The organism is Oxalicibacterium sp. (genome assembly GCF_035565035.1).
In the GTDB taxonomy this organism is placed as follows: Bacteria; Pseudomonadota; Gammaproteobacteria; order Burkholderiales; family Burkholderiaceae_D; genus Oxalicibacterium.
Window position 1 is genome coordinate 1 of sequence record NZ_DATMTD010000123.1, and the last position, 10,764, is coordinate 10,764.

Here is a 10,764-nt window from a genome sequence, read left to right on the forward strand (position 1 = left end):
GTAAAACGTTACATTAAATCGTAGCAACAAGGCTCCAAAAGTGTAAAGCAATTTCCGTCGAGTAATTTGCAAATCCGTTGCCAAAAGTCCACGCGGGTCGGGAGATTTTGCAATTGCCTGGTTTTCCGGACACACTCATGCCTGCCGCAACGCCCTCGCTATAATGGCGCGGATATTTTTCTCCTCCTTTTTCTTGCATGGCTTCCAAACAATCGGCGTCTGGCGGTAACTCTGCCAAATCCTCTCGAAGCGCTTCCAGCACTCTGTTGCGAATCGGATTAGGTTTCATCGGGCTCATCGCCGGCCTTGGTGCCATCGGTGCCCTGATTCTGTTTTTTGCACTTGTAATGGCCTATCCGAATCTGCCTGCACTTGATTCGCTGATCGACTATCGACCCAAGATTCCATTACGCATTTTCTCTGCAGATAACGTCCTGATCGGCGAATTTGGCGAAGAAAGACGAAATCTTGTTCGTAGCAAGGATATTCCGGACATCATGAAAAAGGCCGTGCTGGCCATCGAAGACGATCGATTCTTCGAACATGGTGGCGTCGATTACCTTGGCATTGCACGGGCCGCGATCCACAACCTGAGCGGCGGCGCGCGCCAAGGTGCGTCGACCATTACGCAGCAGGTCGCGCGCAACTTTTTCCTTTCGAGCGAGCAGACCTTGAAGCGCAAGGTCTATGAAGCGCTTCTGGCCTGGAAGATCGAAAACAATCTGACCAAGGACCAGATTCTCGAGATTTACATGAACCAGATTTATCTGGGGCAACGTGCCTATGGCTTCTCGTCCGCTGCGCAGATTTATTTTGGCAAGCAGCTGAAAGACATTTCGATCGCTGAAGCAGCCATGCTGGCCGGCTTGCCGAAGGCACCGTCCGCCTACAATCCGGTGGTCAATCCCAAGCGCGCAAAGGCGCGTCAGCAATACATTCTGTTGCGCATGGTTCAGCTCGGCTACATCAGCCAGCCACAATATGAACAGGCCAAGAATGAAGAACTGAAGATCAAGACCAACAGCAGCGAATTCGGCGTCCATGCCGAATATATCGCGGAGATGACGCGCCAACTGGTTTATGAACAGTTCAAGGAAGAAAGCTATACGCGCGGCCTGAACGTATTCACGACGATCACGAAAGCCGATCAGGACGCGGCCTATCTCGCCGTGCGCAAAGGCGTGATGGATTATGAAAAGCGCCATGGCTATCGGGGGCCGGAAAGCTATATCGACATTCCCGACAATAAGGATGAAGCGGAAGACGCGATTGAAGTCGAACTCGCCAACCATCCGGACAGTGACGATCTGGTTGCCGCTGTCGTACTGGAAGCCACGCCGAAACTGGTTCGTGCCGTACTGATTTCTGGCGAGGAAATCCGCATCGAAGGCACAGGCCTGACGTTCGCCGCCGCATTGCTCAGTGACAAGGCGCCACCGAACAAACGCGTCAAACGCGGCGCGGTCATTCGCGTCACACAGGAAGGAAAAAACTGGAGTGTCACGCAGATGCCGGAAGTGCAGTCTGCCTTCGTCGCCGCCAATACGGCTGACGGCGCGATTCGCGCTCTGGTCGGCGGCTTCGATTTCAATCGCAACAAATTCAACCACGTCACGCAGGCATGGCGCCAGCCAGGCTCGTCCTTCAAGCCGTTCATTTACTCGGCATCGCTGGAAAAAGGCCTGTCGCCATCGACCATCATCAATGATGCACCGATCAGTTTCGATGGCGGCCAGACCGGTGGTCAACCATGGGAACCGAAAAACTACGACGGAAAATATGACGGCCCGATCACGATGCGCAAGGGCTTGATGAAGTCGAAGAACATGGTTTCCATCCGTATCCTGCACAAGATCGGCGCCAAGTACGGACAGGAATATGCAACCCGCTTCGGCTTCGATGCGGATAAAAATCCTCCCTATCTGACGCTCGCGCTCGGCGCCGGTGCCGTCACTCCTTTGCAGATGGCAGGCGCCTACGCCGTTTTCGCCAACGGCGGCTACAAGGTGAATCCTTATCTGATTTCAAAAATTACCGATGCCAATGGCAAGGTGCTGTCGGAAGTTAAACCAGCCCGTGCCGGTGACGAAGCCAACCGCGTCATTGACGCGCGCAATGCCTTCCTGATGAACAGCATGTTGCGGGATGTCGTGAAAGGCGGTACCGCGGTCAAGGCGATGTCGTTGAAGCGCACCGATCTGGCAGGTAAAACCGGCACCACCAACGATTCGTTCGACGCGTGGTTTGCCGGCTTCCAGCCAAGCATTGTCGGAATCGCCTGGATCGGCTTCGATCAACCACGCAATCTCGGCAATCGCGAAACCGGTGGCGGCCTCGCTCTTCCGATCTGGATCAGCTATATGCAGAATGCGTTGAAAGGCGTGCCGATGGAAGATCTGGTTATTCCGGACGGCATCATCACTGTCAACGGCGAGTATTATTACGCAGAAAATCCGCCTGAACTGGGCGTGCGCAATCTGGGCCTGAGTGATTCGCCGGGACAGGCCAGCGAACCGACCCGCGATGAAGTGAAGAACGAACTGTTCTGATATTCATAACTGATCACAGCGCCTGGAGCAAAAACGGGAAGCCATACAGCTTCCCGTTTTTATTCCAGGCGATCAGCAATTCAATCTGCATCCTGCAATGTCACCTCAACACCGCCTTGTGCGCTGATCATCTGCGATAACGCTGCAAACAATTCGGCCCCGTCTCGCGTGCCAATCCATTTGCCACTCTGCTGCTTGAAGTGGAAACCGCCCGACTTGGCCGCCACCCACAACTCCTGCATCGGTGCCTGGCTGTTCACGATGATTTTCGAGCCGTTATCGACAAATTCAATCTCAAGCACATTGCCGCTACGGGTGCATTCGACATCCAGATCGGTGTCGTCGGCCAGCCCTTCCAGCTCTGCCTCGATCCGGCCCAATGCGGCCTCCGCCTGCTTCAGGAATTCTGATTCGGTCATGCTACACTCCACCACGTTTCGTCAAACCGTGATTCTAATCGTGAAGTCTCATTCCGGCATGCTCCGTTTTTTTCCTTTTTCCGCTTTTGTATGCGCTGCCCTCTGTCTGACTGCGCTCAGCGGCTGCGGGCAAAAAGGCCCGTTGTATATGCCACAACAAGGCAAGCCGGCTGCGTCTGCACCGATCCGCACCACCGGTCCTGTTGCGCCGGCAAGTGCAGAACCACTCACCATCGAACCGTCTGGCCCTGCCGCTTCACCGAATTCAAAGTAAATTCCTCATGTCGCATTTTTCCTACCAAAACGGCGAACTATGCGCCGAAAACGTGCCATTGACGCAGATAGCGCGCCAGTTCGGTTCGCCAACTTACATTTATTCAAAGGCCGCACTGGTCGAGAATTTTTCCTCATATTCGGACGCGTGTAAAAAACATGGCCGTGGCGAGGGAAAAGCGCTGGTCTGCTACTCGGTCAAATCGAATTCGAATCTTGCCGTGCTCAATGTACTGGGCCAGCTCGGTTCCGGTTTTGATATCGTCTCCGGCGGCGAGCTGTTGCGCGTGCTCGCAGCAGGCGGTTCGCCGCGCAAGGTCATCTTTTCCGGTGTCGGCAAATCGCGTGACGAAATGCGTCTGGCACTGTCGCACGACATCCTGTGCTTCAACGTCGAATCCATCCCCGAGTTGCACCGCCTGAACGAAGTCGCTGCAGAAACGGGCAAGCGTGCGCCGGTCTCGCTGCGTGTCAATCCGAACGTCGATGCGAAAACGCATCCGTACATTTCCACCGGATTGAAAGACAACAAGTTCGGCGTCGCCTATGAAGATGCGCTGGAAACCTATCGCGTCGCCGCATCGCTTCCACACATCAACGTCATCGGCATCGATTGCCATATCGGCTCGCAGTTGCTTGACGATGCGCCGCTGCTGGAAGCCGTCGACAAGCTGATCGACCTGATCGATACGCTGGCCGCTGAAGACATCGCCATTCATCATCTGGATATCGGTGGCGGCATCGGCATCAATTACAACAACGACGCGCCAGTTGCAGTCGGCGATTATTTGTCGCGCCTGTTTGCAAAAATCGATGCGTGGCGTGCCGCGAAACACGGCGGTGCACCGATCACTGTTCTGTTCGAACCAGGCCGCTCGATTGTCGGCAACGCCGGCGTTCTGCTGACCGAAGTCCAGTTCATCAAGCATGGTGAAACGAAGAATTTTGCGATCGTCGATGCAGCGATGAATGACCTGATGCGACCGGCCATGTATGAGGCGTGGCATGGTGTGCAACCGGTATTGCAGCGCGATGTTGCGACACAGATTTACGATGTGGTCGGCCCGGTCTGCGAATCCGGTGACTGGCTGGCGCGCGCGCGCGAACTGGCAATCGGCGAAGGCGACCTGCTGGCAATCATGTCGGCAGGTGCCTACGGCATGACGATGTCGTCCAACTACAACACACGCGGCCGTGCGGCCGAAGTGATGGTGGATGGCTCAGCCGCACACCTGATTCGCAAACGTGAATCGCCAGGCGATCTGTTTGCCCTGGAATCGCTGCTTCCGTAGATTTCGGCCACAAAAAAAGCGGATGAAGATTCATCCGCTTTTTTATTTCAACTTCTTCTCTATGCCGTGCGATTAATCATCGCACGTTCTTTCAAGCGCTTCTGCACGGCCCACATCACGCGCAACAACAGCAGCACCGCAACGATCGTTCCGAAAATAATCGGTTGCTCGAAATTGTGTTTGCCCGCCTTCATCCACCAAAAGTGCAAAATGCCTAGCGCCGCAATCAGATAGATCAAGCGATGCAGCCACTGCCAGCGCTTTGCCCCCAGCCTCTTCACCATGCCGTTGGTGCTCGTAACGGCGAGCGGAATCAGCAATACAAAGGCGGTAAAACCGACAAGGATGAATGGACGTTTGACGACATCCGCCAGCATTTCCTGTACATCGAAAAAATGATCGAACCAGAGAAAGGTTGTGAAATGCAGGAAGGCATAGAAGAAGGCAAACAAACCAATCATGCGACGCAATCGCACCAGCCAATTCCATCCACTGAAACGGCGAAGAGGCGTGACAGCCAGTGTCATGCATAGAAAATACAGCGTCCAGTCACCTGTATTCCATGTGATGAATTCAAGCGGATTGGCACCCAACTGGTTGGCAAAGCCGCCCCATACCAGACGGCAGAACGGCAACAGGGCCAGAACGAAAACCACGGTCTTGATGACAGCCAGTTGGCGTGGAGCAGGATTGAAAGCCATAGGACCGCTCAAAAATATTTTTTCAGATCCATGCCGCTATACAGCGAAGCAACCTGGTCGTAACCATTGAACATCAACGTCGGGCGCTTCTTCGTGAAAAAACCGTCCTCACCAATACGGCGTTCACTGGCTTGCGACCAGCGTGGATGGTTCACTTGCGGATTGACGTTGGAATAGAAACCGTATTCATTGGGTGCCGCGGAGTTCCATGCCGTGCTCGGTTGATCCTTGACGAAACGAATCTTGACGATCGACTTGGCCGATTTGAATCCGTATTTCCACGGCACGATGATGCGTACGGGCGCGCCGTTCTGATTCGGCAGCACTTCGCCGTACATACCGAGCGTCAACATCGTCAACGGATGATTCGCTTCATCGATACGCAAACCCTCTGTATAAGGCCAGTCAAGTACTCGACGACGCACGCCGATCATCGCATCACGATCCAGTTCAGTTACGAACTGTACATACTTCGCATTCGATGTCGGTTCGACCTTCTTGATCAGTTCGGACAACGAATAGCCAACCCACGGGATGACCATCGACCAACCTTCCACGCAACGCAGGCGATAGACGCGTTCTTCAAGCGGAGCCAGCTTCAACAGACTGTCGATATCCAGCGTCATCGGCTTTTTGACTTCGCCTTCGATGGAGACGGTCCATGGACGTGTTTTCAACGCCGACGCATATCGCGCAGGATTGGATTTATCGGTGCCGAATTCGTAATAATTGTTGTACGTGGTGGCATCTTCGTACGGCGTCTGCTTGTCGAGCACGACATATGACGTATTCTGCCTTGCCGCAAGTTTCTGCGGTGCAGGCGACGCAGCGAATGCTTCACGCGACGCCATTTCCAGTAGAGAAGCACTGGCGATCGAACCGACCGCGATTTTCTGGATGAAGGATCGGCGCGATTCGAAAATTTCGCGCGGCGTGATTTCTGATGCGAACGGTAAATCGACTCCGTTGGGCTGGCGTTTGATCAGCATGACAACTCCGTAAATTGATGGCCATTGGTCGCAAGTCAGACTGACGCGACACATTGAAAGTTTCATTACAGAAATGTAAGGAAACTTCTTCCCACCTATCCTATTACGTTGCCGCCCAACGAAAGGTTACAGTTCGCCGTAGGAGTGCAACCCCGAAAGGAACATGTTGACGCCGAGGAAGGCAAAGGTCGTCACCAGCAGACCAACTACAGCCCACCACGCCGCGACTTGTCCGCGCAGCCCCTTCATCAAACGCATATGCAACCAAGCGGCGTAATTCAGCCAGACGATCAATGCCCAGGTTTCCTTCGGATCCCACGACCAGTAGCCGCCCCATGCTTCTGCCGCCCACAGTGCGCCGAGAATCGTCGCAATCGTGAAAAAAGCGAAACCGACGGCAATTGCCTTGTACATCACGTCGTCCAGCAATTCGAGCGAAGGCAGGCGGTCAACCAGAATATTGTGTGATTTCAGCAGGTAGGCGACCGCCACCATCGCCGCCAGCGAGAACGTCCCATAACCGATGAAATTGGCCGGCACATGAATCTTCATCCACCAGCTTTGCAAGGCGGGAACCAGCGGTTGGATTTCAGCCGCATCGCGCGTCACCATGTACCAGATCAAAAAACCGACCGCCGCGCTGACCACCAGCAACACGAACGGTCCCAGTTGTCTTGTCGCATACACCTGTTCGTAATACAGATAGAACAGCGACGTGATCATGCAAAACAGAATGAAGACTTCATACAGATTGGAAATCGGAATATGGCCGACATCTGCACCGATCAAATACGACTCATACCAGCGTACCAGCATGCCGGTGAATCCCATGACGACAGCCGCCCAGCACAACTTGCTGCCGATCGAACCGCCGGTCGGCGATTTGGCGAACAATCCGCCCCAGTAAAACAGCGTGGACAACACAAACAATGTGCTCATCCACAAAATCGCCGATTGACTGGACAGCAGATATTTCAGGAAGAATTTCTGATCGGCTGCAGACAACGCGCCGCCATACATCGAGATCGCAGACAGCGCCAGCACAGCCAGCAATGCCATCAGCCAGCGCACCGACTTCCAGTGCCAGCCCAGCCATGCGAACGTCGGTGCCGACAGCACCAGGATCGTTCGCTCGTAGACATCCATGTGGTGACCATACTGTCTCAGCGCGAACAACGCGCCCGCCAGCAACGCCGCGCCGTACAGCCAGTCGATCGCCGACAAACGTCGAAAGAAACCGGGAGGTTGCGCATACATCTGGTTTTGTACAACGTCCATACCATTCTCCGTAATGACTGCTGCCGCCCTGCCCGTCATTCAATCATGCAAGACAGGCCGATCCGATATCGACGGGTTGAACGAAAGCGCACAGTATATAGCGCACGGCGTGACCGTTCAGGATTGCGGCAACTGTTGTTTCAATGTTTCGAATTCTTTCTCGAAATCCAGCGTCTTGCGCTGTGAACTCATGGCCATGATGGCATGCGACGATCCATCTTTTTCAGGCCTGATCCAGACCCACAGACGGCGCTCGCGAATATAGAACATCGAGAACACGCCAATCACCAATAACAGACAACCGAAGTAGACGACATTTTTCCCCGGGGAACGCGTCACCTGGAATACGGATGCCTTGATCTCTTCAAATCCCTGCAGTTGCAGGTAAACAGGCGCACCATAAAAAAATGCATCCGAATAGGCATTGGTCGCCAGTTGCAGGAAACGTCCATGCTTCTCGTCCGGCGTCACCGGTTGCAGACCGTCTTTCTCACGCGCCAGCTGCCACAGATCCCACAGGCTGCCGTTCAGAATCTTCATGAATATATCCGCGGCTTTTTCCTGCTCCTGCGGAGGGATTTTTTCCAGAAAGCGCGATACGGCCATATAACCGGAATCCTGCTTTGACTCCTGATTGGAGCCATGACCATCGCCCGCGAAAATCGACAGCCCCTTCAGCGACGAAGCCTGCAACTGTTCGCGCAGACGCAAGATGTTTTCGCTGGAATCCGGCGCGGCACGTTTTGCATAGCGTTGTGCGGCCTGTTCACGCAACTGCGGATTCATGATGGCCGCTCGCAGGCGCATCCACTCATCCACCGTGTCATTATCGTCAGCAGGAATTCTCAGATAACGGAACGGCGCATCCGGTGATTCACGCATCCCTGCAAGAAAAATCCATGAGCCGTCGACCAGCACTGGTTGCATGTAGTTCTGATATTCACGCGCCTGTCCATTTCTGTCACGCAATTTGTACTGCACACTTGGCCCGACGTTTTTCAGATCCTTGTTGTTCGCATTCTTTGCTGCAGAGCCGAGATGCTTGCCGAGACCGGTTGAAAACGACTGGCGGAATCCCTGGTTCGGATTGACGGCGCGCACGTCCTGTCCGTTGTTCGCCATGTTCTCCACATTGAAGGGCCGAAAGCCCGACCACTCCACGGTGTAATCGCCACTCTTGTCCAATGGCGAGGTGCCGCCGACCTCGCCCTGCATCGCAAACGATGCGTTTTGCAAACCCTGCATCGGATAACCGGTCAGCTTCAACTTGCTACCGCCATCTTCGAAACTCGATTGATACACCGCAACGCCACGATAAATCAGCGGCTCATTGACCTTGATGGTGGCCGGAAACACCTTGCCATTCTCGTTGTCGGTAATCACGACATCGCTGGCGAACAGCTTCGGCATGCCGGTCGAGTAAAAATCGATGACGAATCTTTTCAACTGTATCGTGAACGGCAAGTCCTGGATCAGGACCCCGTCCGGTTGCGAAATGATCGCCGTATTGCTGCTGCTTCCTTCAGGAATCATCGTATTGCCGCGAAACGTCGGATTACCCAATCCCAGACGATGCTCATTCGGGATCTGCGAAATCAGGCCGCTACCTGAAAATGCGGATTTATCGTACAACGCTTTCTGTATCCGGATCGGCAAATCAGAATCGAGCAATCCGCCGAGACAGATGATCACGATCGAACTATGCGCAAAAATGTAACCCCATTTATTGGCAGCACCCTGCCGCGCGGCGATCAACGTCGCGTTTCCCTTGTCGACCACCTTGACCTTGTAACCGCTTGCCGCGACTCTTTCCGCCGTCTGCGCAGCAAGGTCGGCCCGGCTGAGGCCGCTTTGCCATTCGGTCCTGTGATGGAAATTGCGCAGCGATTGCTCGCGCACGTTTTCACGCCAGCTGCGCATGTCTTTCACCATCTTTGGTGCATTGCGGATCAGGCATAACGATGTCGAGACCACGAGAAAACCCATGATCAATAAAAACCACCATGCCGAATACACGGCATACAGGTTCAGTTTTGCGAAGATTTCAAACCAGAACGGGCCGAACTGATTGACGTAATTCGGCATCGGCTCGTTCTGCTTGAGAACGGTACCGATGATGGAGGCAATCGAAATCAGCGTCAGCAGGCTGATGGCAAAGCGCATTGAAGACAGCATTTCCACCGTTTCCGCCAGCCAGCGACGGTGCGTTTTCAGCTCCCATCCACCTGTACTTGTTTCTGTTTCGCTTGTCATTCCATCATTCCGAATCGTCCTGTTTGCCGAACAGGCAAACGACTGTCTTGGAAAACAAAAAGGGCAGCCGAGGCTACCCCTTTTTGCTTTCGCTGTGTGCGTTCTCTTACTTCAGGCCGGCAACGTAATCGGCGACTGCCTGGATTTCATCATCCGACATGCGCTTGGCAATTTGCGTCATCGGCTCGCTGTTCTTTCGCGTACCGGAACGGAAGCCTACGAGCTGGGCTGTCGTGTAATCCTGATGCTGACCGGCCAGACGCGGGAACTGTGCAGGAATACCGCCACCGGTCGCTCCATGACAGGAGGCGCAAGCCGGAACATGTTTCTCCGCGATGCCGCCACGATAGATTTTCTTGCCCAGTTCGACGGTTGCCGGATTTCTGGCCGCGCCCGGTGATGTTTTCTGCTTGGACAAATAGGCGACGACGTTCTGGATGTCTTCTTCCGTCATGGCCTTGGCAATACCCGTCATGACCGGATTGTTGCGCGCCGGCCCCTTGAAATCGAGCAACTGCTTGTGCAGGTAAGCACCGGCCTGCCCGGTCAGTTTGGGATTCTGCGAAATCGATGAATTGCCGGCAGCGCCGTGACAGGCGATACATGCGGTGATGTTACGTGTCGCGTCGCCGGTGTTGTAAAGGGCTTCGCCTTTGGCAGGATCGGCTTTGACCGTTTTGGTTTCTTCAGCGTTGGCGAAGGAAGCGATGGCCAACAATGCGACGAATGCGGATTTTACGATTGGAAAACAAACTCGATTCATTCAAACACCCTGAGACTGATATTAATTAAAATTCTGGCCTGGTGGCGACGTTTTGTACCGTTTTCTGCACGTACTGCATAGTGCTGCTATTCGCGCTGCTGTATTCCTCCGTGGGCATAACTTTGCCTAGTCGGGCATTGTACAATAGCTTTTCGGCATTTTTGCCACCGTTCACGCATTTTCTCCCCCTATGTCCCTACTTTGGCAAGCGCGCTTCTTCACCACGGTGAATCATCTCCGTGATTTG

10 protein-coding genes are annotated in these 10,764 nt (G+C 54.1%); 3 read left to right on the plus strand and 7 right to left on the minus strand.

All coding sequences use genetic code 11. The features are described 5' to 3' along the window. Positions 1–13: 13 nt before the first annotated feature. On the minus strand, positions 14–289 hold the full coding sequence (locus VN114_RS13425; protein ID WP_325515701.1) for a hypothetical protein: 276 nt from the start codon (positions 287–289) through the stop codon (positions 14–16). On the opposite strand from VN114_RS13425, the gene VN114_RS13430 reads away from it, so the two are divergent. Beyond that, on the plus strand, positions 198–2,549 hold the full coding sequence (locus VN114_RS13430; protein WP_325515685.1) for a penicillin-binding protein 1A: 2,352 nt from the start codon (positions 198–200) through the stop codon (positions 2,547–2,549). The genes VN114_RS13425 and VN114_RS13430 overlap by 92 nt on opposite strands. An 80-nt stretch (positions 2,550–2,629) precedes the next feature. Here the strand turns inward: VN114_RS13430 and cyaY are convergent, their stop codons facing one another. Continuing rightward, on the minus strand, positions 2,630–2,968 hold the full coding sequence (cyaY, locus tag VN114_RS13435) for an iron donor protein CyaY (protein WP_325515687.1): 339 nt from the start codon (positions 2,966–2,968) through the stop codon (positions 2,630–2,632). Positions 2,969–3,026: 58 nt separating this feature from the next. Here cyaY and lptM point away from each other — a divergent pair, with 58 nt between their 5' ends. Continuing rightward, entirely contained in the window at positions 3,027–3,242 is a 216-nt protein-coding gene (gene lptM, locus VN114_RS13485) for an LPS translocon maturation chaperone LptM (protein WP_414694228.1), read from the plus strand. 7 nt (positions 3,243–3,249) lie between these two features. Continuing rightward, positions 3,250–4,533, plus strand: coding sequence for a diaminopimelate decarboxylase (lysA, locus tag VN114_RS13440; protein WP_325515689.1), 1,284 nt, complete (start codon positions 3,250–3,252; stop codon positions 4,531–4,533). Positions 4,534–4,592: 59 nt separating this feature from the next. On the opposite strand, the gene VN114_RS13445 is transcribed toward lysA, so the two are convergent. The 5 genes from VN114_RS13445 to VN114_RS13465 form a co-directional block, all read right to left on the minus strand. Continuing rightward, a complete protein-coding gene (locus VN114_RS13445) occupies positions 4,593–5,234 on the minus strand; it encodes a protein-methionine-sulfoxide reductase heme-binding subunit MsrQ (protein WP_325515691.1) in 642 nt (213 codons plus the stop codon). 8 nt (positions 5,235–5,242) lie between these two features. Next, positions 5,243–6,223, minus strand: a complete 981-nt coding sequence (gene msrP / locus VN114_RS13450; protein WP_325515693.1) for a protein-methionine-sulfoxide reductase catalytic subunit MsrP — start codon at positions 6,221–6,223, stop codon at positions 5,243–5,245. Positions 6,224–6,349: 126 nt separating this feature from the next. Beyond that, positions 6,350–7,501, minus strand: coding sequence for a c-type cytochrome biogenesis protein CcsB (gene ccsB / locus VN114_RS13455; RefSeq protein WP_325515695.1), 1,152 nt, complete (start codon positions 7,499–7,501; stop codon positions 6,350–6,352). Between the two features lie 117 nt (positions 7,502–7,618). Further along, on the minus strand, positions 7,619–9,754 hold the full coding sequence (locus VN114_RS13460; protein ID WP_325515697.1) for a cytochrome c biogenesis protein ResB: 2,136 nt from the start codon (positions 9,752–9,754) through the stop codon (positions 7,619–7,621). A 106-nt stretch (positions 9,755–9,860) separates the two neighbouring features. Then, complete coding sequence (locus VN114_RS13465; RefSeq protein WP_325515699.1) at positions 9,861–10,517, minus strand: c-type cytochrome; 657 nt, start codon at positions 10,515–10,517, stop codon at positions 9,861–9,863. Positions 10,518–10,764 lie beyond the last annotated feature (247 nt).

What these genes read in the sequence shown, in the direction of transcription:
- VN114_RS13430 (WP_325515685.1), top strand. Translation starts at nt 198, where the DNA reads ATGGCTTCCAAACAATCGGCGTCTGGCGGTAACTCTGCCAAATCCTCT.
- VN114_RS13425 (WP_325515701.1), bottom strand. Translation starts at nt 289, where the DNA reads ATGAAACCTAATCCGATTCGCAACAGAGTGCTGGAAGCGCTTCGAGAG.
- cyaY (WP_325515687.1), bottom strand. Translation starts at nt 2,968, where the DNA reads ATGACCGAATCAGAATTCCTGAAGCAGGCGGAGGCCGCATTGGGCCGG.
- lptM (WP_414694228.1), top strand. Translation starts at nt 3,027, where the DNA reads ATGCTCCGTTTTTTTCCTTTTTCCGCTTTTGTATGCGCTGCCCTCTGT.
- lysA (WP_325515689.1), top strand. Translation starts at nt 3,250, where the DNA reads ATGTCGCATTTTTCCTACCAAAACGGCGAACTATGCGCCGAAAACGTG.
- VN114_RS13445 (WP_325515691.1), bottom strand. Translation starts at nt 5,234, where the DNA reads ATGGCTTTCAATCCTGCTCCACGCCAACTGGCTGTCATCAAGACCGTG.
- msrP (WP_325515693.1), bottom strand. Translation starts at nt 6,223, where the DNA reads ATGCTGATCAAACGCCAGCCCAACGGAGTCGATTTACCGTTCGCATCA.
- ccsB (WP_325515695.1), bottom strand. Translation starts at nt 7,501, where the DNA reads ATGGACGTTGTACAAAACCAGATGTATGCGCAACCTCCCGGTTTCTTT.
- VN114_RS13460 (WP_325515697.1), bottom strand. Translation starts at nt 9,754, where the DNA reads ATGACAAGCGAAACAGAAACAAGTACAGGTGGATGGGAGCTGAAAACG.
- VN114_RS13465 (WP_325515699.1), bottom strand. Translation starts at nt 10,517, where the DNA reads ATGAATCGAGTTTGTTTTCCAATCGTAAAATCCGCATTCGTCGCATTG.